The 25038-nt window shown below is 56.5% G+C and carries 20 protein-coding genes, 1 tRNA gene and 1 pseudogene; 14 read left to right on the top strand and 8 right to left on the bottom strand.

Annotated elements, in window-relative coordinates:
* Window positions 1-7 precede the first annotated feature (7 nt).
* The 4 genes and pseudogenes from FIV05_RS07690 to FIV05_RS07675 all read left to right on the top strand — a co-directional run.
* The gene (locus tag FIV05_RS07690; RefSeq protein WP_152509145.1) at window positions 8-718 is read left to right on the top strand and encodes a DUF4433 domain-containing protein; all 711 of its coding nucleotides are present in this window, start codon (window positions 8-10) and stop codon (window positions 716-718) included.
* On the top strand, window positions 719-1759 hold the full coding sequence (locus tag FIV05_RS07685; protein WP_209009894.1) for a macro domain-containing protein: 1041 nt from the start codon (window positions 719-721) through the stop codon (window positions 1757-1759).
* A gap of 59 nt (window positions 1760-1818) precedes the next feature.
* Window positions 1819-2892: a restriction endonuclease gene (locus FIV05_RS07680; RefSeq protein WP_152509144.1), complete on the top strand. Its 1074-nt coding sequence runs from the start codon at window positions 1819-1821 to the stop codon at window positions 2890-2892.
* A 231-nt stretch (window positions 2893-3123) separates the two neighbouring features.
* Window positions 3124-3372: pseudogene (locus FIV05_RS07675) on the top strand (transposase); the annotation flags it as partial.
* Between the two features lie 477 nt (window positions 3373-3849).
* Here the strand turns inward: FIV05_RS07675 and FIV05_RS07670 are convergent.
* Both FIV05_RS07670 and FIV05_RS07665 read right to left on the bottom strand, forming a co-directional pair.
* Window positions 3850-5187, bottom strand: coding sequence for a hypothetical protein (locus FIV05_RS07670; protein ID WP_152509143.1), 1338 nt, complete (start codon window positions 5185-5187; stop codon window positions 3850-3852).
* Window positions 5188-5602: 415 nt separating this feature from the next.
* Window positions 5603-8170: a toll/interleukin-1 receptor domain-containing protein gene (locus tag FIV05_RS07665; protein ID WP_152509142.1), complete on the bottom strand. Its 2568-nt coding sequence runs from the start codon at window positions 8168-8170 to the stop codon at window positions 5603-5605.
* A gap of 287 nt (window positions 8171-8457) precedes the next feature.
* Here FIV05_RS07665 and FIV05_RS07660 point away from each other — a divergent pair, with 287 nt between their 5' ends.
* Entirely contained in the window at window positions 8458-8757 is a 300-nt protein-coding gene (locus FIV05_RS07660) for a hypothetical protein (RefSeq protein ID WP_152509141.1), read from the top strand.
* 537 nt (window positions 8758-9294) lie between these two features.
* Here the strand turns inward: FIV05_RS07660 and FIV05_RS07655 are convergent.
* Together FIV05_RS07655 and FIV05_RS07650 are read right to left on the bottom strand one after the other, a co-directional pair.
* Entirely contained in the window at window positions 9295-10476 is a 1182-nt protein-coding gene (locus tag FIV05_RS07655) for a DUF6538 domain-containing protein (RefSeq protein ID WP_152509140.1), read from the bottom strand.
* 61 nt (window positions 10477-10537) lie between these two features.
* Window positions 10538-10622: transfer RNA gene (locus FIV05_RS07650), tRNA-Leu, on the bottom strand.
* Between the two features lie 256 nt (window positions 10623-10878).
* Here FIV05_RS07650 and FIV05_RS07645 point away from each other — a divergent pair.
* Both FIV05_RS07645 and FIV05_RS07640 read left to right on the top strand, forming a co-directional pair.
* Window positions 10879-11373, top strand: a complete 495-nt coding sequence (locus tag FIV05_RS07645) for a cupin domain-containing protein (protein WP_152509139.1) — start codon at window positions 10879-10881, stop codon at window positions 11371-11373.
* Between the two features lie 144 nt (window positions 11374-11517).
* Window positions 11518-13083: a CYTH and CHAD domain-containing protein gene (locus FIV05_RS07640; RefSeq protein WP_152509138.1), complete on the top strand. Its 1566-nt coding sequence runs from the start codon at window positions 11518-11520 to the stop codon at window positions 13081-13083.
* Window positions 13084-13089: 6 nt separating this feature from the next.
* Here FIV05_RS07640 and FIV05_RS07635 read toward each other — a convergent pair whose 3' ends face one another.
* Complete coding sequence (locus tag FIV05_RS07635) at window positions 13090-13830, bottom strand: helix-turn-helix transcriptional regulator (protein WP_152509137.1); 741 nt, start codon at window positions 13828-13830, stop codon at window positions 13090-13092.
* A gap of 120 nt (window positions 13831-13950) precedes the next feature.
* On the opposite strand from FIV05_RS07635, the gene FIV05_RS07630 reads away from it, so the two are divergent.
* Entirely contained in the window at window positions 13951-14796 is an 846-nt protein-coding gene (locus tag FIV05_RS07630; RefSeq protein ID WP_152509136.1) for an ATP/GTP-binding protein, read from the top strand.
* A 245-nt stretch (window positions 14797-15041) separates the two neighbouring features.
* Window positions 15042-15689 carry a pyridoxamine 5'-phosphate oxidase family protein gene (locus FIV05_RS07625; RefSeq protein WP_152509135.1) on the top strand — a complete coding sequence of 216 codons (648 nt, stop codon included), beginning with the start codon at window positions 15042-15044 and terminating at the stop codon, window positions 15687-15689.
* A gap of 92 nt (window positions 15690-15781) precedes the next feature.
* On the opposite strand, the gene FIV05_RS07620 is transcribed toward FIV05_RS07625, so the two are convergent.
* The gene (locus tag FIV05_RS07620; protein WP_152509134.1) at window positions 15782-17101 is read right to left on the bottom strand and encodes an aspartate aminotransferase family protein; all 1320 of its coding nucleotides are present in this window, start codon (window positions 17099-17101) and stop codon (window positions 15782-15784) included.
* 111 nt (window positions 17102-17212) lie between these two features.
* Between FIV05_RS07620 and FIV05_RS07615 the strand changes: the two genes are divergently transcribed.
* Window positions 17213-18073, top strand: coding sequence for a LysR family transcriptional regulator (locus tag FIV05_RS07615; RefSeq protein ID WP_152509133.1), 861 nt, complete (start codon window positions 17213-17215; stop codon window positions 18071-18073).
* A gap of 242 nt (window positions 18074-18315) precedes the next feature.
* Entirely contained in the window at window positions 18316-20694 is a 2379-nt protein-coding gene (locus tag FIV05_RS07610; RefSeq protein WP_209009893.1) for an arylsulfatase, read from the top strand.
* A gap of 98 nt (window positions 20695-20792) precedes the next feature.
* Here the strand turns inward: FIV05_RS07610 and FIV05_RS07605 are convergent, their stop codons facing one another.
* Window positions 20793-21242 carry a GNAT family N-acetyltransferase gene (locus FIV05_RS07605; protein WP_152509132.1) on the bottom strand — a complete coding sequence of 150 codons (450 nt, stop codon included), beginning with the start codon at window positions 21240-21242 and terminating at the stop codon, window positions 20793-20795.
* A gap of 51 nt (window positions 21243-21293) precedes the next feature.
* Window positions 21294-21959 (bottom strand): GntR family transcriptional regulator, encoded by a 666-nt coding sequence (locus tag FIV05_RS07600; RefSeq protein WP_152509131.1) that lies wholly within the window; start codon window positions 21957-21959, stop codon window positions 21294-21296.
* A 109-nt stretch (window positions 21960-22068) separates the two neighbouring features.
* Between FIV05_RS07600 and FIV05_RS07595 the strand changes: the two genes are divergently transcribed.
* The 3 genes from FIV05_RS07595 (at window position 22069) to FIV05_RS07585 (ending at window position 25020) form a co-directional block, all read left to right on the top strand.
* Window positions 22069-23232 (top strand): pyridoxal phosphate-dependent aminotransferase, encoded by a 1164-nt coding sequence (locus tag FIV05_RS07595; RefSeq protein WP_152509130.1) that lies wholly within the window; start codon window positions 22069-22071, stop codon window positions 23230-23232.
* Window positions 23233-23371: 139 nt separating this feature from the next.
* Complete coding sequence (locus tag FIV05_RS07590; RefSeq protein ID WP_209009892.1) at window positions 23372-23752, top strand: hypothetical protein; 381 nt, start codon at window positions 23372-23374, stop codon at window positions 23750-23752.
* A 200-nt stretch (window positions 23753-23952) separates the two neighbouring features.
* The gene (locus tag FIV05_RS07585) at window positions 23953-25020 is read left to right on the top strand and encodes a linear amide C-N hydrolase (protein WP_152509129.1); all 1068 of its coding nucleotides are present in this window, start codon (window positions 23953-23955) and stop codon (window positions 25018-25020) included.
* Window positions 25021-25038: the final 18 nt, after the last annotated feature.

Genomic DNA, 25038 nt, shown 5'->3' with positions numbered 1-25038 from the left:
ATTGACTGTGCCCGACCGTTTTCTTTTTAGAATGACGTATTTTCATAATCTGCAGAGATATCTCGCGGATGGCAGGGCTTTTGCCAAAAATCATAAAGATATGCAGCCCGGCTTTCGGATATCATTCAACGACATTGTACAACGTCGCGGAACTGCTCAGTTCACGACCCCATGCAATTCGAACGTCAATGATTTTGTGCCTTTCTATTTCTCGCCGATCACAAAAATGGCGTACACGATCCACGCTGGAAATGTTCGGCTGATAGACCCCGAAGGTGAGAATCTTGGGACTGCACAGATGCAAGATGTCGCATATCTTGTCGTGAAACCTGCGACTCTTTTTGAAGGGGGACGCACCTGCTGGTTTACTGATATCGCCTGTAATTCTGGCATCCCACCGGTCTACGAAAATCAGCCAGAAAAACTCTCGACACACATCCAGTGGGCACTTTTTGACGACACGCCAAAGAAAGCCATCATCACAGAGATTGGCTACACCGGCGTATGCAAATGGCAACACGACCGCGATGAACCGGTTGAGCACCAGATGCGCAGCAAACGTCGCATGGCAGAATTCATGGTGAAGGACTATTTGAGTATGAATGAGGTTTTGTGCATCATACTGAAAAATGACGCACACCTTGCAACCGTTCAAGGCTGGATCAACGAGTCAGGTGCAAACATCCCTGTGTATGTCAAACCCGGATGTTATTTTTGAATGATGACCATCGAATATAAAAACGGCGACATGTTCGAAGAGCCTACCGAGGCGATTGTGAACACAGTCAACTGCGTTGGTGTGATGGGCAAAGGCGTAGCGTTGGAATTCAAACGGCGCTGGCCAGAAAACTTCAAGGCATACAAAAAGCTCTGCGACGAAAACAAAATCTCGCCGGGGCGCATGTTTGTTTTTGAGAACAACGACTTTCTCGGCGATGGAAAACATCGATACCTAATCAATTTTCCAACCAAACAGCATTGGCGAGCAAAATCCAAAATTGAATATGTTCAGGATGGATTGAAAGATTTTGTATGCCAAGTCAGGGCGCTTGGAATCCAGTCAGTCGCACTGCCGCCGCTGGGGTGCGGCAATGGTGGTTTGGATTGGTCGGAGGTTAGACCTCTTATCGAGCAGAGCCTTTCAGAATTACCTGAGGTGAAGTTCGTTGTGTTTGCCCCAGTGTCTGACACCATGAAACCGGAACAGGTGTCCGTCCCTAATGATTTAACTGCGGGACGTGCAACGATGATGGTGGCGTTTGCTGAACTTGAGAAATTTTTCGGCGGGCACCTCACGCGCCTCACCGCGCAAAAGCTTGCATACTTCCTTCAGGTTCTTGGGAGCGATTTTGGGCTGAAGTTTTCAAAACAACAGTTCGGACCTTACTCAGAAACACTGCACAACGCTTTCAAAGCGATGGAAAACAAACGCTATATCCATGGTTATAGCAGCGAGGAAAAAACCGTAGTCGTAACACCAGCGACTTATGCCGCCGCCGATGAGTTTTTGAAATCGAAAGGCATTGATACTAGCGATCTTGTCTCTAAGCTCTCACTTCTGATCGATGGCTATGAAACGCCATACGGTATGGAGCTGCTGTCGAGCGTTCACTTCTTGTCGGTATCCGAAGGCATTACAACGCAGCCAGAAATGTCTGAAGCGTTGGAAGCCTGGAACGACCATAAGCGGGACAGTTTCCCCAGAGCAGCTGTTACTGCTGCCTTAGTTCGCCTGAGAGCTGATGGATTGATACATTAAACAGACCCTATTTTTCCAAAAAATTCAAGTCAATCAGTTACATATAAAAAGATATATCTATGCAAGAAAGACAAAATAGACCAACTCAAATAATAGCTAAAGAATTTGAGCATATTGTAAGTCGAATTATATTATTCAGCGGACTCAATATTAGTCCGGAGTCGGGAGCAGACCGAGGATTTGACTTCTTAGCTAAATATAAAGACGAATTCTGGGCTATAGAAGTAAAATTCTACAGAACCCCACGCGCTCAAATATCCCTTATCGAAAATGCAATTCTCCGACTTAAGCATCAAGCAAAAAGAGCGGATATCGGGAGATGCTTGCTGATAGTATCCAGTTCACTCCCGCCAAATTTGCGCGAAAGCCTGGCAACAAAATTTGATATCTTCTTACTCGACATATCAGATATTGCAAATTGGGCATCGAAATCGCCTGATCTGTTTGCTGAACTTGAAAGCCTTGTCGACCTACCACCGATTGAACTAATAAAAAACGCTGGGAACCTCTCTGACACAAGCAGTTTTGGCCAAGACAAAAGTCAAAATATAAAAAAATCGAGTGACGCTTACACTGAAAAATCGCTTCAAAATGAAGACACTAGAGGATCAGAACTATGCTCCGAAATGAAGGAAATTGCTCGAGGAAAGAAATATTGGCGGAATTATGAGATCACTTGTGAAAAAATACTTCGGTACCTTTTCCCTGGCGATCTGCATGGTTGGCACAAACAAAAACGAACAGATGATGGGTTGAACCGCTATGATTTTGTCTGTCGCATAAAACCATCTACGGAATTCTGGCAGTTTATCACCCAACACTTAGATAGCAGATATATCGTATTTGAATTTAAAAACTACAGTGAAAAAATAAAACAAGGTCAAATATTAACTACCGAAAAATATCTACTTGAAAAAGGGCTGCGGAAAGTTGGAATTATATTTAGCAGAAAAGGCTCAGATACCAACGCGACTAAAATGGCACAAGGCGCAATGCGTGAGCATGGCAAATTAATATTAGTGCTAAACGACGATCTAGTTTGTGAAATGTTGCATATGAAGGAAAATGGCGACGACCCATCAGATCGGCCTTTTGAGTTAGCCGACAACTTTTTATTGACGCTGCCTAGGTAGAAATCAAAAAAATGCCGGTTCGATCGATAACTTAAATCCTTATTCTTTCTTTTAATTGATCGTACCATTTGCAGTTATTCATCTAGCAACCCGTGACTATCAAGTATTCTAAAGGGATTTCCCATAGCTGCATCATACTTATCATCTTCTGAAATGTTACACCAAGTGACTTGAACCTCTGAAATTCCTCCATTTTTGTGTAGAGTCCGTTCCAATCAAGAGACGGACAGAATGAAGCGTTCACGGTTCACGGAGGAACAGATCAGCGGCATATTGCGGGAGCAGGGGGCCGGGATGAAGACGGCGGATTTCTGCCGCAGGCACGGCATTTCACAAGCGACCTTCTACAAGTACAAGGCCAAGTTCGGCGGCATGGATGTTCCTGATGCCCGCAAGCTGAAGGTTCTGGAAGACGAGAACACCAAGCTGAAGAAACTGCTGGCAGAAACCATGCTCGACAACGCCATGCTGAAAGACGTTGCCTTAAAAAATGGTGCCCCCCGCCGGATTTGTTGGGTTCCCGTTACAGGCACAACTGCAGCTCTAAACCTCAGCAAACCCTTGGGTATCAGCACCTTGGAGTCACCGTCAAGAGGCGCGTCTTGTGCTACGGAATGTGCTACGGCGCTTGCTAGGCTACAGGAAGAGCTGAGCGTTGACAGAGGGGGGACCCCACCGCTGCAGCTGCGAATCGACCTCAGCGTCTCCACTATGCTGTCAGCAATGGCCTGTCAGATGGGAGGCGAGGCGCTCCATGGGGGAAAGCGCCAGCACGACCAATAATGGTAGGCCGCTCAGACGTGTGGCCCTCAGAACTTTCTGGTGGGAGGGGGAGGAGGCAGATGACCCTACAGCTTTCCCTTACGGGTCCCTCTATGGGGAGTTACCTGTAGCTACATGCTTAAGGGTCTACTGTTGGATAGTGATCCACCTCCTCCCCCCAATCAAGCTGAAGGCTTAGGCTGCAAGCTGTGGCTCTTCCCGATCCTCGAACTGTTGCTTGGTGAGGATGTCCACCACACCGTTCTGTCCCGTCCGCCTCTTGAACACGTCCAGCATGACCTCCTTGGCTGTAGCGACAGCTGACGCTGGGACGATGATGGCATCGTGGATGGGGAGGGCTATGATGTTCGTCTCCTTGAGGGTGAGGAGAACCTCGACAAGGATTTGGCTCTCCAGAAACTGGCAGCGGTGCCCGATACCTGTAAAGAAGGCATCCGAAATGTCTGGATGGGCAGCCATGATTGAAGCTGTCACGTCGCCAATCTTCACCTTCGTGGGAAAGAGGTCTCGTGTCTCCTTCGGAAACCGCGTCAAGGAAGCCTCAACAAACTGCATAGAGGACATGACTTTCTTGATGCCTGGGCGATCCTGCAGGTCGAAGCCCGGTATGTCGTAGAGGTCTGCCATCCTAGGGACCACGCCTCTGAGGGAATACACCAAACGAGGCATGATCTGCCCATAGTCAAGTTCTACCACGTCCTCGCCATTGATCTTGATGTAGCGAAGGCGATCCCGCTTTTTCATGGGCTGCCAGAAGCCGCCATAAAGCCTGCCGCCGCTCCCAAAGCTCTCGCGGGTGAAGCAACGACGGAGCTGCCGTTTGTTGAGGTCCACGGTCTCGGGGCCGATGTAGCCAATGTCCGCTCCCGCCAAGAAACGGTTGATATCCCGTATGTCGGTCCTTAGCGACGTGGTCAGATCAGTCTCCGGATAGTCAACCAACTCTCCGCGCTTCGTTCTGCTGAGGGGAGCGCTCTTCAGTTCGATTGGCTCAGTTCGCTGCAATTCGCCGAATTCAGATGGCGTAAGACCGTGTAGGCGTATCATTCGCTGCAATCTTGCAGACGGATACAACACGGTGCGCTTCTTCGGTCCCTGTTGAACCTTGTAGCCAAGGTCTTGTCGAACCAAAGCGAGCTGAGGATCGGCCATTTGATCGAGGAGACCGCAAATAGTCTTGCTGGTGACAGGGTTACCGTACCTAGACGTTGAACCCAAATAGCGATGGGAACGCGTCAGGTGGATGCCCTTGGCTTCTTCGCACAGGACATTAATGGCCAAATCTGAGACAAGAGCGGTGACCATACGCTCAAACGTAAGCTGGTCGTGGCGTCTGCGTCTTCGGAGACGCAACCCGATACTTTCTTCGTGGGCCTCGATTATTGCGATCACTTCAGCAACGAAGTCTTCGCTAGCAGTTGTAATTGGGACGCGAAATGGGTCGAGTGGCCGTTCGCCATGCGGAAAAGAGCCGTCGGTCTTGCCGACAGCTCGAAGGGAGTTGATTGTCATGGGGAGTCTTTAAGGTTGGGGAGTTTCCATCGTTCTGATGGTGCAACTCAAACCTCGTTCATCCGCCTTGATTTCGCCTGCTGCTGGTTTCTAGACACGGGTTAAGGTACTTCCAATGAAATTGGAGCACATGAATTCAAAGCAGGAAATATAGCTGCTGGACAACGAAGGGCAGACTCTGCGTTGCCGCCGTCATCAATCAATTCTCGCGCCGAGCCATCGGCTGTGTTTGACCTCATCGAACGGCTCTTCAATCCAAGGCGTCGCCACTCCAAGGGGGGCTTTCTCAGCCCAATGGAATTTGAAACAAAGGCGGGTTTAGCTTTAGCGTTGCGTTCAAAAAACGGCTGCAAGACAATCTGATGTTGTAAAGCCTGCATGAACGTTTACTCGATCCACGATGCCTTGAAATCGGTTAGTCATCAAAATCATAGTCAACATGGAACTGATTTCTCAGACGTAGCTGGTGCGCTTCGAAAATAAGTTCATCTTTTTGCGCGAGACCGGTTCGTTTGTCCGCCGCCTTTGCCTCAAGCCACCTAGCTCTCAACAGCCAATACTCTGGAGTTCTTTCTACGATGTCATCGAGAGCTTTCTCCGCTGACTCGAGATCTCCCGCCGCAATATGTCGGATCGTCCTGCATCGTTCCGCAGCTTGCTCCCATGCTGGCAACTTCGACAGAAAGTTGATGTCTTCATCCGCAAGAGAGAAATCCCTGTCATGAGCAGCGCAAACGGCTCTCAAGCATCTTATCCGTGGCGGAACACCAATTCCCGATTTCAGTAGCTCTGTACAAGCCAGTTTCGCATCCCTATGTTGAAGGCGGCGCTCTAGTAGTTGAGCAGCGCGGAAACCCGATCTCCCGTCGTCATCACTTATTAAACGCAGTTTATCGATCTTGCTATCTGCCTCAGGAAAACGGCCTGCGGATATATCAAGCCCAATCTGAAAATCCAAAAAGAATGCACTATCCGATACAATATTAGCATGCTCATCAAGTAGAGCTTTTAATTCATCGAAGCTACCCTCTCTTTTATAGCAAAGCGCCAATTCATGCACAGAAGAGCGAAGTCCTTTTCTTTCCCGAACTGCCTCTTTTAGGAATGATACTGCTTCGCCAAAATTTCCCTGCCGACGAAGACTGTGACCATTCAGAAAAGCGACAGAACGGAAACCCTTCGCCTTCATCTTCGCAATAGTCGTGTTCGCACCCGTGTAGTCACGGAGCCTAATCTGAGACCTTGCCACAATAGACAATATCTCCTCAAGCGTCGCGGGACTCATTCGCATGTTCTCCGCTACCCCCCCCCAAGAGATCGCTTTTCGCAGTGTCTCAGGTTCGTATTTGTCTTTGCCCTGATTGTAGGTTAGCCGCACCACGTCATGAAGCATACCGGGCGAGAGCAGCATCTGCAGCTCCTTCGGCATAGCCGAGCCTTCGAGCGTGTGCATGAAGACGAATGCCTCGAAAAGATCCGCCCTAAACTCTCCTTTAGCCTCGCTCTCCTCCCACTCTTGGCGAAGTACTTCAGAAAATGAGTGAAGGACGGCTTCAGCTGCAGGATATTGCCTACGGAACATCATCCTTATTGCGGGCGATATGAAATAATTTCGACCGGCGGGCACCACCAAACACGCTAGGACACAACTCTCTACAGCGGTGGAGAAATCATCTCTGGAATGTCCGAGTTTCTCCATGACCTCCCATAGAAGAAGGCCAGGCAAGGATGGCACCCAGCTGAGCAATGAAAGAAAATCAAAGGCGGCTGGAGACAACGCTTTCTCTGAGATACTTCCACTTAATACTTTCTGCTGGATATCAAACAAGACTCTGGGATCTCTCTCGAAGAACTCAGAACCGTAGACTTTAGCGACCAATACGGCCTGACGGGCGACATCCGCATGCCCCCCAATCGCCCGGACCAAGTCCTCCGAAATCTCGAAGTTTGAAACATTTATTGCTTTCGCGGTCAGAACCATCAACGTCCTGATGTCTGAGGCCGATAGTTCTGGGACTCGATATTGGACAACAGCACCCATCCCAGAAATGATCTGAGGAGGAAATATTCTATTGGTGACGATGAAGGTAACTGAATCCTGATCTAAGCTTGAAAATAATCGATAAACCCATGCCTTAGCGCTTCCATCATCCTCGAAAAACCCGGCTGCAGAAATCAATATTGGGACTTGTCCAAGGTTATGGAAATAAGACAGCTTTTCTACCACTTCAGAAATTTGCCGGTCTTCTTCAAGTTTACGAAATGAAATAATGTCCGCGGAAAAATCTTCTTTTGTTTGAGTCCCTCCGAACTCAACCAGTAGGTTCAAGTACAAATCTGCGATATCTGCTTGGTCGGGAAGAAGAATAGTTGGACCGTACGTCGCGTTTCCCATGTAAGATAAAGCTGTTCTGCAGTAGTATTTTGCGAGGGTTCGCCTGCCAATGCCACGAAAACCACTAAGAACAATGGCTCGAGGAGAAGAACCGCTCGCCGCAATATTCTCCGCGTAGAGCGACGAAAGCTCATCCAGTGCTTTGCCTCGCCCAATGACTTGCTGGTTACCGAATATTTCACCTTGATAATCATCAATGATCAGCTGCGTGATGTGTCGAGCGATGTCGGAGGGCGAGTATCCAGCTTTCGGCGTCCAGAAAGCTTTCAACCAATCAGGAAGGTCGCCTACCGAAACCTTGGGGCTGGTGGGATACACCAATATGCGATAGCGAGGGTTGCCAACCAACTTGCGATGCGCTTCGGCGATCTCAAATTGAACAGCACCCGACTCAAGTGCTTGAGGTGAAGCGAATAATACAAATATTTTCGATTCTGCGACGCCTTCTTGCATTTCGGAAACAAGAGATTCGCTATTGCCGAAACTCTTTTTGTAGAAAAAGGTCAACCCTGTTGGAAGTCTCCGAAAAACTTCTTCGACAAAAGCGTCGTTAACAAAGGAAAGTGACAGAAATACTTTTGGACCCATTACCTGCCTCTCAGGCTCGCGCTCAAATTTCGGACGTGTAGTGCTTTGTCCGCTCCCGTTAAGGTAAGCGCTTTTCAAGGCGAGGAACAAGCAGTCTGACGATAAATAACTTTGAGGGGTTAGCACCAATCCAAAGAACGCATCGAGCGCCAAAGGAAGGACGAGGAGTTCCGGTGTCCGGTATCTTGGCGAGCTTCGCGGCGATCGACTAGCAAGTTCGAAGCTACCGCGTCGCAGCACAAGATCTGTTCGGAAACGGAGACTTTGAACCGACAAAGATTGGCGACGTGACAGCTTCAATCATGGCTGCCCATCCAGACATTTCGGATGCCTTCTTTACAGGTATCGGGCACCGCTGCCAGTTTCTGGAGAGCCAAATCCTTGTCGAGGTTCTCCTCACCCTCAAGGAGACGAACATCATAGCCCTCCCCATCCACGATGCCATCATCGTCCCAGCGTCAGCTGTCGCTACAGCCAAGGAGGTCATGCTGGACGTGTTCAAGAGGCGGACGGGACAGAACGGTGTGGTGGACATCCTCACCAAGCAACAGTTCGAGGATCGGGAAGAGCCACAGCTTGCAGCCTAAGCCTTCAGCTTGATTGGGGGGAGGAGGTGGATCACTATCCAACAGTAGACCCTTAAGCATGTAGCTACAGGTAACTCCCCATAGAGGGACCCGTAAGGGAAAGCTGTAGGGTCATCTGCCTCCTCCCCCTCCCACCAGAAAGTTCTGAGGGCCACACGTCTGAGCGGCCTACCATTATTGGTCGTGCTGGCGCTTTCCCCCATGGAGCGCCTCGCCTCCCATCTGACAGGCCATTGCTGACAGCATAGTGGAGACGCTGAGGTCGATTCGCAGCTGCAGCGGTGGGGTCCCCCCTCTGTCAACGCTCAGCTCTTCCTGTAGCCTAGCAAGCGCCGTAGCACATTCCGTAGCACAAGACGCGCCTCTTGACGGTGACTCCAAGGTGCTGATACCCAAGGGTTTGCTGAGGTTTAGAGCTGCAGTTGTGCCTGTAACGGGAACCCAACAAATCCGGCGGGGGGCACCACTAAAGTTTCCAAGCCATTGTTATGCCTCAGCTTTCTCCAGAGAGAGGGCGACCACATGGTATGGCACAGCCTATTCCACCGCCTTCATCCATTTCTGCAGCACAGTTAGCGGATAGCCTTGGCCATAACCATGACCGATCCCTTCGGTCTGCCAGCCACCAATCTGATCGACGATGTCTGCGGGACACTCGACGGCGCGTAGCCTGTCACGCATTGAGTGACGGAAGCTGTGCATTGTACAGCGCTCTGGGACCATGGGCTTCAGCCACTTGTTGAGCGCGGCACTTGCTGAGTTAGCGTTTGTTTGTTCGCATTTGTTGTAGCGCGGAAAAGCGAAGCTGCTGTCTGTGGCTGCTGACAGGATACGCTTCGCCGCCCAGAGCGATGCCCCGACCAACGGCACCTCGCGGGCACTGGTGGAAGTCTTCAGTCGTCTCCAAGGATGCTCTCGCACCACGACATGCGGAATTTCCGCATTAGTGTTTATGTCCTCAAGCTGAAGACCGGCAGCCTCGGCGAGCCGCAACCCAGTGTCCGACACAAGAGCCACCAGCCAGCGCAACTCATCATTCAGCTTCGCGCATTCACCCTGCACTGTCCGGATGACATCGACAGGGAGAGACGCCCGATCTGTCACGCCTGATTGGCGGTCGTAGTAAATGCCGGTGAAGGGGTTGTTGAGCGTGACACCAATCTCGCTCGCAGCGAAGTTGATGACCGATCTTACCGTGCCGAAGATGCGCGTGATGCTGCTGCCCGCAAGCTCCCGTTCGATCAACACGTCCCTGAAGCGCGTTGCATCGGCTTTGGTGTAGCTCAGCAAATCCTTGTCTCCGCAGATGTCGATGACATAGCCACAAGAGCGCTCAGCAGCCCGCTTGAAGGTCACCGGACGGTCACGACCCTTGAGCCTCAGATAGATCGCAACAGCCTCGGAGAGCTTTACAGACGCGCCTTCCATCACGACAGGTGGTGCGTGGCCGATGGGTACGTTCGTCGCTTGCTGCATACGCAACAGATGCTTACCGGGCAGTTCCCGATCCTTGATCCTCAGATGATACCAATGCTCATCAAGCTGCTGCGCTGCTCGGCTTGCTCGGGCCGCGGCTACAGGTGCAGATCGAGTACGCAGTGAAAAAGCTATCTGCCGAGATGTGTAGTGATGAGACAAATCCGATGGAACACGGCGGCGGAAGTAGAAGATTCCGTCTTTGCGGAAGGTGTGTTCCGGTGCGTTTTTGTGTGCCAGCATGTGCTACGGTCGCCCTCTCTCTGGAGAAAGCTGAGGCATAACAATGGCTTGGAAACTTTAGTGGTGCCCCCCGCCGGAATCGAACCGGCACTCCCGAAAGAACCGGATTTTGAATCCGGCGCGTCTACCAGTTCCGCCAGGGGGGCAATCCGGTATCGGATTGGGTGCCTATCATGGGGCCTTGTCCGATGCAAGCGGTTCCAGCGCGCTGCGGCTTTCCGCCAGCAACTGCGGCTGGCGCTGCATTTGATCGAATTTGAGCTTCTCCCTTTACGCTCCCTTAACCCTGGGCTGCGAATTCGCCTGCCACACAGCCTCAGAGGGTGAAATCCGGCGCATATTTAAGCTGTTTGCAACTGCTGCTCGCGCAAGTGGACAGTCAGACAAGTTTGGGAGAAACGGATGACACTGGCCGGCGGCCTTCAAGAGGCGAAACGCACGAAAACTTCTGCTGTGAACGAAGCAGCTCGGCACGGGCAGGCTTTCACACAGTCCTTCGTCGACAAATCACAGTTGATGCCAGCGCCGATCCGACCCGAATGGGTGCTTGAAGGCGACCCGAAAGCCATGTGCGCCGTCCTGGCCAGGCACAAGTTCGGCTGGGGGGATGCCTGCCACTGGTCGTGCACCGCCGGCAAGTTTCGCTGGCACTACGGCTGGGATGAGTCGGTCATGTTCCTGGAAGGTGAAGTCCGGATCACCGACGATGCCGGCCATGTCTATGAAGGCAAGCCCGGCGTGACCCTGTTCTTCCCGGCAGGCACCTCCGCCGTTTGGGAAGTGCCGACCTACATCCGCAAGCTCGCGTTCAATCAGAAGCCGGTTCCCTGGTATCTGCATTATCAGTCCCGCATCCTCGAGAGATTGAAAGGCGTCGGGAAGAAACTTTTCGGCTAAAATATCGGGGTCGCGTTCCCGAATGAGGTCTTGAAAGAAAGGCGCCCTGCGCCTTTCGGCGGGCGAATTTGTTAGCCTGCAAACAAAGGCGCAAATTGTGCGCTTTTTCTGGACAAGCAGAAATGGCTTGGCTAGAAATTCAGCATGAGCAAATCAGGACGTGAAATCGAGCTTAAGCTCGAGCTGGAAACGACGGCACAGGACGCTTTGAAACGTGCCGGTTCCATAGACGGATTCACTGCCAGCCGCGCCGTGAACAAGACGTTGCAGTCGATCTATTTCGACACGCCGGACCAGGCGCTTCGCAAGGCCAGGATTTCCCTTCGCGTACGCAAGTCCGGCAACAGCTGGGTTCAGACCGTCAAGCTCGGCACGGGCGTCATGGGCGGCCTGTCCTCGCCGGTGGAAGCCGAACATCCAGTCAAGGGCCGTGCGCTCGATTTCTCCGTCATCGAAGACCCCGCCGTCCACGACCGTCTTCTGGAAATCATCGGTGACGCCCCCCTGTCGGAGTGCTTTGAAACGGTGATGAAACGCACCGTGCGCAATCTGACCCGGGACAGTGACGGCACCTTCATCGAACTCGCCTTCGACAACGGCAATATTCTGGCCGGCAGCGGCAGCCAGCCGCTGACCGAACTCGAAATGGAACTGAAGTCCGGCCCGAGCCTTGCCCTTTTCGAGGCGGGCAAGGCTCTTTTGAAAGATATCCCCTTCCGCTTTTCGCCCTATAGCAAGGCCGAGCGCGGGTACCGTTTTGCCGAGGGCACCGCGCCTGCGGAACGGGCACCCTATTTTGCCGAGATTGTTTCCTTCGACAGCGGCATCACCACCGAGCACGCCTTTCGCGACGTGCTGCGTTCTTGCCTGACCCAGATTTCCGAAAACCGGCTTGCAGTCCTGTCGTCGGACGATCCGGAAGGCCCGCATCAGCTACGGGTGGGCCTGCGCCGCCTGCGCAGTGCGTTTCGCCTGTTCCGGCCAATCCTGAACCCGGCGACCATGGCACCGCTCGACAGGACGGCGAAGGTCATTGCCACCGAAGCCGGTTCCCTGCGGGATCTCGACGTCCTGGTCGACGAGATCGTTATTCCCCTGGTCGACAGGGCGCCCGGAACCCTGTCCTTTGACGCTCTTCTGGAAAATCTCAATGCCCTCCGGGACGAAAGCACCCGCACCACGCTGACGGATCACCTGAAATCGGAAGAGGTCAACGGTTTCCTGCTCGACCTTGCAGCCTACACCGAGGGGCGCGGCTGGCTGGACCCGGAAAACTTCGGCCAGACGCAGCTTCTGGCCCAACCTGTCGAGACTCATGCCGGCGAAGCTCTTGCCAAGCAGTGGAAGAAGGTTCTGAAATACGGCAAGCGACTGGAAGAACTTACCGTTCCCGAACGCCACGAAATGCGAAAGGCGATGAAGAAGATGCGCTACGGCATCGAATTTTTCGGCTGCCTCTATTCGAAAGACACCGTGAAGCCCTTCCTGAAGCGGATGAAGAAGCTGCAGGATATCTTCGGCTATCTCAACGATGTCGCCATGGCCGAACAACTGCCGGTGAAATGCAAGGTCAGCGGGGCAAATGCCCTGGCAACCAACCAGGCCATCGGTTTTGTCATCGGCTGGCACGAGGCCCAATGCCAGGCCATGTGGCAGCACGCCAAAGGGTATTGGGAAGCAACCCGGGAAACACCGAAATTCTGGACCTGACGCTTATCACCGGCCCGGTTCAATCGTCAGAATGTCCGGAAAGGAAACAGGCGCGAAGGCTCCGGTCAGCTTGAAGGTGGTCAGGTCTTCCTCGCGCGAGACCAGCTGGTCCTGACGGGCCAGCTCGGCGATGGTCTCCTTCAGGGTTTCGATCTCGCGCAGGATGAACGCCCCCGTGTCCGGCAACATGCGGCGGGATAGCGTGAAGAACAGGGACTGATTGCCACCCGGATTGGCAATCACCTGCCCCAGGAAGCGCATGTTGATTTCCTTCAGCAGCGGGATCAGCGGCCCGTCCGGACGGAATCTGAAGGGCTCCTTGCGCGTGATCTTGATGCGGTTGCCTGGATGCACCTCTGCCAGCCCCAGTGCCTCCAGCACACGGCCCAGTCGGAACATGTCCTCTCCAGAGAGAGCAAAACGGCGCTCGATTTCCTGTTGCGGGATCGGCTCACGCAGCAGGATGAAGAGATAGAACAGCGACGGATCCGCAGCGAGCCGCGCTTCCGTTGCCACCGGCAGGACGCTTGCCTCCTCCGAATTCCGCTCTGCCCGGTGCAATACGTCCGCCAGCGGCACCTCCAGAATTTCGCAGATCTCCAGCAACCGGCTTAGCTTGCAATCGTGCCCGGCGAAGATCCGCTTGACTGTCGGTTCCGATATTTCCATCCGGCTTGCGAGATCCGCATAGGTCATGCCACGTGCCTTCAGCACACCCTGCAAGATCTTGAAGGTATCACCGCGCATATTCCTGATCCCGAATTCGACAGTTTGAGTATCGTTTTTTGATACCAAATCATCATCAATTGCAAGAAAAGTTCGCCTTCTGCAGGAGAGGTTCAGTTCAACTTTGCGAAAGGACTTCCCATGCAGACCTTCAAACCCCTGGCCGCCGCGCTGCTGCTCGGCCTTTCAACGCTCCCCTCATCAGCCGGTTCACTCTGGTCAACGGACGGCTTCGACATGCCTGAATCCGTAGCCTTTGACGCTGCGGGCAACCGGCTCATCGTCAGTGTCATGGAAGGCGCGCCGAATGCGGTCGACGGCAACGGCCATCTGGCGCTTCTGTCCGCAGACGGGAAAATCATCGACGCCAAATGGTCAACCGGAATGGACGCGCCCAAGGGACTGGCGCTGTTGAACGGCAAGGTCTTCGCGGCCGATCTCACCAGTTTGCGGGTTGTCGACGCCCAGACCGGCAAATTGCTGCAGTCATTGCCTGCAGAAGGCTCGGTCTTCCTGAACGATGTGACCACCAGCGGCGACGAAATCTTCGTTTCCGACATGATGACGAACACCATCTGGCGCTACGCGGATGGCACTTTTGAAAAATGGCTGGAAAGCCCTGGGCTCAATCACCCCAATGGCCTTTACTGGGACAACGGCCGCCTGCTTGTCGGCGCCTGGGGCAAGGGCCTCAAGAACGATTTCACCACTGAAGCACCCGGCAGCCTGCTTGCCATTGATCCTGCCTCCAAGGCTATCAGCGTCGTGGCGCGGGACATCGGCAACATCGATGGCATCGCACGGCTGAACGGCAAGCTCGTCGTCAACGACTGGATCAACGGCAAGGTCTTCGAGATTGATGCTGACGGTACATCGAACGAGATCATGAGCGAACCCGCCGGCCTTGCCGATATTTCCGCCCACAATGACGTCCTTTACCTGCCGCATATGCTGGAAGGCAGGATCGAAGCGGTCAGACTGGACTAGCACCAGCCCCTACAAACGCTTCATCGCACGGGTCAGACGGCAACAACGGGTTGGGCATCACGTGCCCCACCCGCCCCTTGCCACCTTACGATGAGCGGCCTATCAATACCTGATGTACGCACCTCAGTTTATGATACCTTCCACGCAGATTGGCCCAGTGTTCGCCAAGTCGAACGCAGGATCAGCCACCGGGCCAAGACCGGCAGGGCTGGGCCACACAGGGATCAAGGTCGAGGGATAGCGTGATGGAAGCCTACAAGATCAAACCGGAGTTCGTCATTTCGGACGAGGAAACGCTCCGGAGCCACTATTCCGAGCTATCGCCGCTGGCATCAAAAAAGTGCCTGAGCGCACTGGACAAGCATGCTCGGGACTTCATCGCCCGCTCGCCGTTTCTGTGCCTCGGCACGCAGAACACGGACGGCAAGGCGGATGTCAGTCCGCGCGGCGATCCGGTCGGCTTCGTCAAGGTTCTCGACTCGCAAACGCTTGCCATTCCGGACCGTCCGGGAAACAACCGCCTCGACAGTCTGGCAAATATTGTTGCCAACCCGAATGTCGGGCTCCTGTTCCTGGTTCCCGGATATGACGAGACCTTGCGCGTCAACGGCAGGGCAACGCTTGTAACCGATCCGGATCTTCTTCAAACCATGAGCGTGAAGGACCGTGCGCCCAGGCTCGCCATTGTCGTGAAGGTGAGCGAAGTCTTCCTGCACTGCGCCAAGGCGTTCCGGCGCTCACACCTCTGGGCCCCCGAACACCGGCAGGACCGCAGCGAAATGCCGTCGCTTTCCAAGATCATTCTGGACCAGACGACCGGCGCGCCGGATGACGCGGAAATGCAGAAGCTGGATGCTGCGCTGGAGGAGACCTACCGGAAAACGCTTTATTGAGCGGATCCCCAGCAGCGATTTCACCGGCAGGAGACAGACCGCAGAGGAGCGCTGACGCCCCCCTGCATCGCCTCATACCCTAAGCGGCCAACTCAGGCCCGTGCCGCTTCAATCGCCGACGCCATGATGTCCAGCCCCTGATCGATCTCGGCATCGGAGATCGTCAATGGCGGGGCGATGCGGAAGACCGCGCCCATGGCTGGCAGTTTGACGATGTTCATGCTGAGCCCGCGTGCCATAGCCTCGGTGCCGATCCGGTCCGCCATTGCGAGATCCGGCTGGCGGCTGGCCCGGTCGGTCACGATCTCCAGCCCGAGCAGCAGCCCACGGCCGCGCACATCGCCAACACTCTCAAAACGCTGCTTCAAGCCTTCCAGCCCGGCTTGCAGCCGCTGGCCCGCCGACACCGCACGGCCGATCAGTCCATCCCGTTCCACCACATCCATCACCGCCAGTCCGACAGCAGCGGGCAGAGGATCGGACACGTGGGTGGTCAGGAACACGAACCCTTTCCGGTGCGCTTCTTCCTCGATGGCACGGCTCGTCAGCACGGCGGAAAGCGGCAATCCGGCACCCAGGGTCTTGGACAAGGTCAGGATGTCTGGTGTCACCCCGTCGCGCTGGAAGGCAAACATATGCCCCGTCCGGCCGATACCGGTCTGGGCCTCGTCCAGGATCAGCAGCATACCGCGCTCGTCGCACTTCTGGCGCAATGCAGCGAGATAGCCCACCGGCAATTCGATGATGCCGCCTGACGACAGGATCGGCTCTGCAATGAACGCGGCAAGATTGCCGGTGGACTGGCTGTCGACCAGCGCGAAGGCATCGTCCAGCTCGGTCTTCCAGTCCAGATTACCGTTCGCATCCGTAAACCGCGGCCGGTACGCATTGGGGGCGGGAATTGCAAACGACCCCGGATTGACCGGCCCGTAGCCCCGCCGGTTGTGACTGTAGGTGGCGGAAGCGGCTGCCCCGGTCATGCCGTGCCAGCTTTTGGTAAAGGCCACGATCTCGTGCTTGCCTGTAACCAGCTTTGCCAGACGGATGGCAGCCTCGTTGGATTCCGCCCCGGTCGACAGGAGCAACACCTTTTCCAGACCGGGCACAAGAGATCCGAGGCGCTTCGACAGGTCGACGACCGGGCGGGACAGCATGCCGCTGAACAGGTGGTCGAGCTTGCCGATCTGCTCGCGCACGGTGCGCACGATATCCGGATGGGAATGCCCCAGGATGGAACTCATCTGACCGGACGTGAAATCGAGGATTGGTGCGCCTGAGCTGTCATAGACATAACTGCCTTCGGCACGTTCGATGACACGTTGTTCGAACACAGGGCCATACCGCAGGACGTGATCCGACACGTCGGACCAGAACCCGGTATCCGTGCTGTTGCTGGCGCTTTCCAATGCCATGATGCGTCTCCTGATCCGGCCGGCTGAATTGACTGCAGCAAGTTTAGGAGAAGCCTTGCATTCAATAAAATTCATAATTTAGATTATGATATTCAATTGGATTGATATCTCATGCCTGTTCTGGAAATCGCCTTGCTGCGCAGTTTCATGGAAGTCGCCCGCAGCGGCTCGATCAGCACCGCAGCGCGGCAAGTGGGGCGGACACAATCCGCCGTCAGCATGCAGATGAACCGGCTGGAGGCGATTGTCGGTCAGCAGATCCTGCGCCGCACACGCGGGGGTGTGGAACTGACGGCAGCAGGTGACAGGTTTCTGGTCCAGGCGGAACGCATTCTTGCCGTCCACGACGAAGCACTTGCCACCCTGCCGGGGGCAGGCCTGCATGGCCTCATCAGTTTCGGCTGCCCGGAAGACTATCTGACCGCCTTCTTTCCCGATCTTCTGAAAGGGTTTGGCGCGCGGCATGGCGATGTCGAGATCGAGGTGGTCTGTGCTCCGACAACGGAATTGCACCTTCAGCTGCAGCGCAGGCGGGTCGATCTTGCCCTGATTTCCGTTCCCGGCGAAGACGCGTCCGCCCGCATCCTGAGGCCGGAAAGCTTTGTCTGGGTGGCCAATCGTCCCGATCCGGAGGTCCTGCAAAAGGATGTTGTGCCGCTTGCGCTTTCGGCGCCGGACACATTGGACCATCGCGCCGCCCGCACCGCCATGGATCAGGCAGGCAAGCCCTATCGCATCGCCTTTGCCAGCAATGGCCTCGCGGGCCTGTTGGCGATTGCCCGGTCCGGCCAGGCCATCAGTGTGGTGACCCGCTCCGCGGTGCCGCACGATCTCCACATCGTGGAGGCCGGCCTGCCGCCACTTCCCGGCATCGGCGTCACGCTGGCTTATGCGTCGCCAAATCCCTCGGCTGCAACGCAGGCATTCGGAGAGTTCGTGGCGGACAAGCTGCGCAGTCCGGCGACGAGCTGACATCACTACGCCGGACCGGGCAACATCCGGTCCATTCGGCCGGATGCCAAGCCCGGGTCGCCCGCATTTACCAATTCCACCTGAAAGGCGTGCGGTTTTCAGATATACTTCCTAGAGTGGAATTGCATTCCGTTTCGTTCCTTATTGCCTTGCGGTCGCCCGTTGTCGCGAAACCTCTACGCAGCGGTCCGTACCCCGCCATTTCACTGCATTGACCGGCCTTGAACCCATGGAGTGGTCTGATGAAGAAACCCGGCATTTTTTCAACTTTCTTGATGCTTCCCGCGATGGCCGCAGGTTGTCTTGCAATCGGCAGCGCCCTGGCAGCCGACGGCCCCATTGGAGCAGAGGATGGACAGGTTACCCTTCCCTATGCGGAGCAGAAGTTTCGCGGTGATGTGGGCACGACCTATCTGAACGCAGCACCGGCCGAGTTTCCTGCAGCCGTTTCAGCTCCCGAAGGCGCTCCCAACGTGCTCCTGATCCTGCTGGATGATGTCGGTTTCGGGCAGTTCACTGTCACCGGTGGCGGTGTACCGTCACCGGCAATGGACAAGCTTGCCGAGGAAGGCCTGACCTTCACCCGCTTTCACACAACGGCGCTCTGTTCCCCCACCCGGGCAGCACTTTTAACCGGGCGAAACCACAACATTGCCGGCACCGGTGTCATCACCGAGCTTGCCACAGGCTATGATGGCTATACCGGCATCATTCCGAAAGACACCGCCTCGGTTGCCGAGATCCTGCGCCAGAACGGCTATGCGACTGCCTGGATCGGCAAGAACCACAACACGCCGATCTACGAGACAAGCGCGGCAGGCCCGTTCGACCGTTGGCCGAACGGCCTTGGCTTCGACTATTTCTACGGGTTCATGGCTGGCGACACCAATCAGGTCCGTCCTTATCTTTTCGAGAACCAGACGCCGATCGGAACGCCGGAAGGGGACGACTATTACCTCAGCGCCGATCTCGCCGACCAGACGATCAACTGGCTGAAGACGCTGGAAGCCATTCAACCAGGCAAACCCTGGTTCGCCTATCTGGCACCGGCTGCAACCCATGCCCCGCACCAGGCCCCCAGGGAGCTGATCGACACCTTCAAGGGCAAGTTCGACATGGGCTGGGACGCCTATCGCGAGCAGACCTTCCAGCGCCAGAAGGACATGGGGATCATTCCCGAAAACACCGAGCTGACCTCCCGCCCGGGCAGCCTGCCCGCCTGGGACAGCCTGAACGACGACCAGAAGAAGCTCTATACGCGGATGATGGAGGTCTTTGCCGCCTACGGCCAGCAGGTCGACGAGGAAGTCGGACGCGTGCTCGACTATGTGGCCACCTTGCCGGATGCCGAAAACACGATGATCATCTACATCGTCGGCGATAACGGGGCGTCCGCGGAAGGCGGCTTTGACGGCACCTTGAACGAGAATGCCTTCTTCAACGCCTATCTGATGACCACCGACGACATGCTGAGCCGGATGGACGAGATTGGAACGGAACTTCATTTCAACCACTTCCCGGCCGGCTGGGCCTGGGCGGTGGATGCGCCCTTCCAGTGGACGAAGCAGGTAGCAAGCCACCTGGGCGGTGTACGCAACCCGATGATCGTGAAATGGCCTGCCCGCTTCTCCAGACAAGGCGAAACGCGGACGCAGTTCCTGCATGTCATCGACATTGCCCCGACCATCCTCGAAGCGGCCGGCATTCCAGAGCCGCGCAGCGTCAACGGAACAACCCAGACACCCATCCAGGGCAAGAGCTTCCTGAGCACGCTGGACGATGCCGGGGCCAAAGAAGTCCGAACCAGCCAGTATTTCGAAATGTTCGTGAACCGGGGCATCTACAAGGATGGCTGGTGGGCCGCTTCCCTGGCGTTCGAACCCTGGGATCCCGTGCGCGGCGCGTTCGATCCCTTCAAGGCCAAGTGGGAGCTTTATAATCTCGATGAAGATTTCAGCCAGGCACGCGACATTGCCGCGGACAACCCGGACAAGCTTGAAGAGCTGAAAGCCCTCTGGTGGGCGGAAGCTTCCGCCAACAAGGCTCTGCCACTGGACTGGCGCGGGGCTGAACGCTTCAGCGCGGAGGAAACCGGCAAGCCGAACCTTGCCGGCGATCGCACGAGCTTCACCTACGCGGGCGTTCTTGCAGGACTGCCGGAATCCTCGGCGCCAGACCTGAAGAACAAATCCTTCTCCGTAACCGCCCGCGTCAACATCGAGGACAACGCCAACGGCATGATCTTCACCCAGGGCGGGAACACCGGAGGCTGGGCGTTTTATCTCAAGGACGGCAAGCTGAAGGCGGCCCACAACTATATCGATGTCGCGGTCTATTCCGTTGAAAGCGATGGCACGGTTCCGGCTGGCGAGCGCGAGCTGAAGATGGACTTCACCTATGAGGGCGGCGAGGAAATGGGCAAGAGCGGAACCTTGACCCTTTCCGTCGACGGCAGCCCTGTCGGCTCGGGTCAGATCGCACAGACCACTCCGTTCAAATACTCGCTGTCGGAAAACCAGGATGTAGGAACAGACACCGGAACGGCGGTCACGACCGACTATCAGGCGCCATTCGATTTTCAGGGAGAGCTTGAAGAGGTTGTCGTGGACCTGAAGAAATAGCGTTTCGGCGGCTCCGACCGATTGTCATCAACATCCGGATGCCAGGCCGGCGGGGATCAAGTGCCCGAGATCAAGCGCCAGGGATCAAGTGTCGGGGATCAAGCGCCGGGCATCCAGGCGTAGATGGTGTCCAGTGCGTCCTGCGAGACGAACCGGAACCCGCAGGCGAGGTAAAAATCATTGGCGGGACTGCCGTTGAGGGCCATCAGCCGGATCGGCAGTCCCGCCGCTTCTGCCTCAGCCTTCAGGCCCTCGACGATATCTCGGCCAAGCCCAAGGCCCTGAAAGGCGGGGCTGACATAAAGATGATCGAGATAGAAATGGTCGGCGCGCCTGCGCACGACAAAAAAGCCGGCAATGTCTTCTTCAACCAGGATGATCCTTGTGTCTGTGGCAACAAAGCTACCCAGGAAACGGTCCCTGGCCCGGAGAGGGTCAAACCGTCCGACGGCTTCGAGGCTCGGCCGCATTGCCTCGACGCGAATACCGGCAAGCCTTTCCGCATCGGCCGCAGCTGCCGCTTCAATCCGGTAGATTTTTCGAGACATTCGTTTCCTCGCCGGCGGGAGACAGACGCATCCTGCCGCATCTGATCGCCCTCACGGCGCGGGCAGTCTTGCAGACAGGCGCTCGACCAGCGCCTCTCCGGCAGCCTCGATATGACGCCTCAGGATTTCGCAGGCTTCCGCGCCGTCCCGGCGGCGGCAGGCTTCAAGCAGGTCCCGGTGTTCCTGATGAGAGCGCCGGGTGTAGTCGAGCTGCGCCGCCGCAAGCCTCAAGTACCGGTCGCCGGCCTCATTGAGCGCGGCAATCTGTGCCAGCAGCCGCGGCCTTGCGCAGGGCTCATAAAGAGCGAAATGAAACGCCTTGTTCAAGGCGCCGAAGTTTTCCAGGTCCGACGCCTCGGCCTTGTCCTGAATGGCTGCGGCCCGGTCGATCTGGCTGTTGGTCAACTCCGGAATGGCAAGGCGCAAGGCCAGTGTCTCCAGCGCCGCCCGCATTTCATAAACTTCCCTGAATTCCTCCGGATCAAGCGGGGCAACGATGGCGCCCTTGTTCGGCGGCATCTGCACCAGTCCTTCGGCCTCCAGCAGGCGCAGCGCATCGCGAACAGGCATCCGGCTGGTCTCGAACAATACCGCCAGCCGTTCCTGACGCAGCGCCTCGCCCGGTTTCAGCTCGCCCGAGACGATCTTTTCCCGCAGGGCATCGGCCACCCGAATGGCCTGATCTCCGGTTCTTTTTGCGCTTGTCCGCTCTGTCATCTGTCCGTCCGGCTGGGTCTTTCCGCCTTCGTAGACAATCAGCGACTTGACTGCAATCCGGCAAATATGTATCCAGTTTTTAAATTTGGATACAAAAAGGATATTACAGATGACCGTCTCGCGATTGAAGGACATTCCGGGAATTGGCGTGGACAAGATGGGACAGGCCGCCGATGACGCCGGACATTCCGACATGCTTCGGCTGGAGAACCTGGATACGGACCTTCGCCCGCCGGAGGAGGCCTTGGAAGCAACGCTGGCTGCCATCGGCCGGGATGACGCCAACAGCTATTTGCCGTTCCTGGGCACGAATGACATCCGCAGGGCCGCAACCAGCCGGATATCGGCCACCACCGGCCAGCCCTACGACTGGACAACCCAATGCGTCATTTCGGCGGGCGGCCTGTCCGGCATCCTCAATGCCCTTCTGGCAATCCTGGAGCCGGGCGACGAGGTCATCATCACCGATCCCGCCTACGCGGGCCTGCTCAACCGCATCCGCCTGGCCGGCGGTGTTCCGAAGCTGGTTCCGCTAAGGGTGGTCGACGGCGGCTGGCGTCTTGATCTGGAAGAACTGCGCCGCGCAGCCAGCGCCAGAACCCGGGCCGTTTTGACCATGAGCCCGTCCATGCCGACAGGCATCGTCCACACGAAGGAGGAATGGAACGCCATTGCGGAAGTCGTGATGCACACCGGCGCGTTCCTGCTGCACGACGCCGCCATGGAGCGTCTCCTTTACACCGGCAAGCCGGTGATCCACCCGGCCAGCCTGGATGGCATGGCGGAGCGCACGATAACGGTGGGCTGCGTTTCCAAGGAATACCGGATGATCGGCTGGCGGGTCGGCTGGACGGTCGGCCCCGCCCCGATCATGGCGGACATCGGCCTTGTCAGCCTCACCAACGTCGTCTGCCAGGTCGGCATCGCAATGCCCGGCGCTGCGGCCGCCATCACCGCGAAAGACGACGGCATCGCCGCTGCAACGGCAATCTGGAAAGCCCGCCGGGACATCATCCTGCAGGCACTGTCGGACCTGCCCGTCGTGCGCCCGGATGGCGGCTGGTCGCTGCTGATCGACACCGCCGAGCTTGGTTTTTCCCCTGTGGAAGCCTCCCGGTTGCTGTTCGAAAAGGGGCGGATCGCGGCAACACCGATGACCGGCTGGGGCAGCGAGGACATCGCCGGACGCTACCTGCGTTTCGTCTTCGCCAACGAGCCGGCAGAAAGGCTCGGCGATATCCGCGAGCGTTTGCGCCTCGCCTGGCAGGTCTGACGGCACCTCCCCAGCCACGACACCTCAGGAAAGCCCTGCCCGGGCTGTCTTCCTCCCTCACGCTCTACCGCCGGTCCGCACCGGTTTCTTCACCCCGCTTGTGCCCAAAGGCACAGCCTTCCTCGAAAGGACGAAAGACTTGACCACCCGCATCCCAACCCTGGCCGCCTGGCTGTTCCGGCTTGCTGCTCTCTGGATGCTGATCGGACTGGTGCTCGGCATCGTCATGGCGGCAAGCCATGACCACGCGCTCGCGCCGGTTCATGTGCACACCAACCTTCTCGGCTGGGCAACCCTAGCCCTGACCGGGCTTCTCTACACGGTGATCCCGGCCATGGCGGACAACAGGTTTGCCCGCCTGCACTTCTGGCTTCATGCGCTTGGTCTGCCGGTGATGATGGCGGCGCTGGCCGCCTATGCGCTTGGCCATACGGCGATGGAACCCGTCATCGCGGTTGGTGCGATCGCGGTTACCGCCGGGCTTGCCTTTTTCACGGTCAACCTGTTCCGGACACTTTGACCGGACGGGTTTCACCCAACTCGCCCAAGTTCCGTGTCCGGGGCCCGCAGTCGCAACACTGCGGGCCATTTCCGTTTGCCGCACGAACCGGCACGCAATCGCCGGCCTGTCTTGACAGCGTCACACCTGGCCGTCCCTATATCACCAGTTGTGCCGGGGGCGACTCGGCACCCCATCGGCAAACTGCAAGGAGACGGCGCATGAAGATCGGCAAGACCACGGTAACGGCAGCCTGCGCATTGGCCATCGCCTCGTCTGGCCTGCTGGCGCCACGCCTTGCGGATGCCTGCACCCGGGTGGTCTATCTGGGTGCCAGCGAGCAGGTGATCACCGCCCGCTCGATGGACTGGAAAACCGATGTCGGCACGAACCTCTGGCTGTTCCCGCGCGGCATGAAGCGCAACGGCGAAGCCGGTGAAAACTCCCTGGAATGGACCTCGAAATACGGCAGCGTGATTGCCTCCGGTTACGACATTTCAACGACCGACGGCATGAACGAAGCCGGGCTTGTCGCCAATGTGCTGTGGCTGGTGGAATCCGAGTATCCAGAATACGACAGCTCCAAACCCGGCCTGACAATCGCCGCCTGGGCGCAATATGTGCTCGACAATTTCGCGACAGTTGAAGAGGCCGTCCGCGCGCTGGAGGCCGAACCCTTCACCCTCTTCAGCGACAATGTTCCAGGCGAAGAACGCCTCGCCACCCTGCACCTGTCCCTGTCGGATGCAAGCGGCGACAGCGCCATCGTGGAATATATCGGCGGCAAGCAGGTGATCCACCACAGCCGCGCCTACCAGGTGATGACCAACTCGCCCACCTTCGAAGAGCAGCTGGCCCTGAACCAGTACTGGAAGGAAATCGGCGGCACTGTCATGCTGCCGGGCACCAACCGTGCGGCGGACCGCTTTGCCCGCGCATCGTTCTACGTCGACGCCATCCCGAGAACCGAAAGCCCGGTCGAAACGATTGCCAGCGTCTTCGGCGTCATCCGCAATGTCTCCGTGCCGCTCGGCATCACCACGCCCGACCAGCCGAACATCTCCTCCACCCGCTGGCGCACCGTCGCCGACCAGAAGCGCAAGCTCTACTTCTTCGAATCCGTGGTGACCCCGAACATCTTCTGGATCGACTTCAGCCAGGCCGACTTTTCATCGGAAACCGGCAAGGTCATGAAACTCGACCTCGGCCCCAACCAGACCAACATCTACTCCGGCATGGCCAACGCGCACTTCCAGGAAGCAGAACCGTTCCGGTTTCTGGGGCGGTAGGACGCGGGAAGGGCTGCT

The sequence above is a fragment of the Labrenzia sp. THAF191a genome, assembly GCF_009363335.1.
Classification (GTDB): domain Bacteria; phylum Pseudomonadota; class Alphaproteobacteria; order Rhizobiales; family Stappiaceae; genus Roseibium; species Roseibium algicola.
This window is presented reverse-complemented; position numbering and strand designations above follow the sequence as displayed.

Bases quoted from the DNA above. Each gene is read 5' to 3' on its own strand.
- FIV05_RS07625 (WP_152509135.1), top strand. From the start codon at position 15,042: ATGGAAGCCTACAAGATCAAACCGGAGTTCGTCATTTCGGACGAGGAA.
- FIV05_RS07585 (WP_152509129.1), top strand. From the start codon at position 23,953: ATGAAGATCGGCAAGACCACGGTAACGGCAGCCTGCGCATTGGCCATC.
- FIV05_RS07680 (WP_152509144.1), top strand. From the start codon at position 1,819: ATGCAAGAAAGACAAAATAGACCAACTCAAATAATAGCTAAAGAATTT.
- FIV05_RS07615 (WP_152509133.1), top strand. From the start codon at position 17,213: ATGCCTGTTCTGGAAATCGCCTTGCTGCGCAGTTTCATGGAAGTCGCC.
- FIV05_RS07610 (WP_209009893.1), top strand. From the start codon at position 18,316: ATGAAGAAACCCGGCATTTTTTCAACTTTCTTGATGCTTCCCGCGATG.
- FIV05_RS07655 (WP_152509140.1), bottom strand. From the start codon at position 10,476: ATGCTGGCACACAAAAACGCACCGGAACACACCTTCCGCAAAGACGGA.
- FIV05_RS07665 (WP_152509142.1), bottom strand. From the start codon at position 8,170: ATGGGTCCAAAAGTATTTCTGTCACTTTCCTTTGTTAACGACGCTTTT.
- FIV05_RS07635 (WP_152509137.1), bottom strand. From the start codon at position 13,830: ATGCGCGGTGATACCTTCAAGATCTTGCAGGGTGTGCTGAAGGCACGT.
- FIV05_RS07620 (WP_152509134.1), bottom strand. From the start codon at position 17,101: ATGGCATTGGAAAGCGCCAGCAACAGCACGGATACCGGGTTCTGGTCC.
- FIV05_RS07670 (WP_152509143.1), bottom strand. From the start codon at position 5,187: ATGACAATCAACTCCCTTCGAGCTGTCGGCAAGACCGACGGCTCTTTT.
- FIV05_RS07605 (WP_152509132.1), bottom strand. From the start codon at position 21,242: ATGTCTCGAAAAATCTACCGGATTGAAGCGGCAGCTGCGGCCGATGCG.
- FIV05_RS07595 (WP_152509130.1), top strand. From the start codon at position 22,069: ATGACCGTCTCGCGATTGAAGGACATTCCGGGAATTGGCGTGGACAAG.
- FIV05_RS07630 (WP_152509136.1), top strand. From the start codon at position 13,951: ATGCAGACCTTCAAACCCCTGGCCGCCGCGCTGCTGCTCGGCCTTTCA.
- FIV05_RS07685 (WP_209009894.1), top strand. From the start codon at position 719: ATGATGACCATCGAATATAAAAACGGCGACATGTTCGAAGAGCCTACC.
- FIV05_RS07600 (WP_152509131.1), bottom strand. From the start codon at position 21,959: ATGACAGAGCGGACAAGCGCAAAAAGAACCGGAGATCAGGCCATTCGG.
- FIV05_RS07645 (WP_152509139.1), top strand. From the start codon at position 10,879: ATGACACTGGCCGGCGGCCTTCAAGAGGCGAAACGCACGAAAACTTCT.
- FIV05_RS07640 (WP_152509138.1), top strand. From the start codon at position 11,518: ATGAGCAAATCAGGACGTGAAATCGAGCTTAAGCTCGAGCTGGAAACG.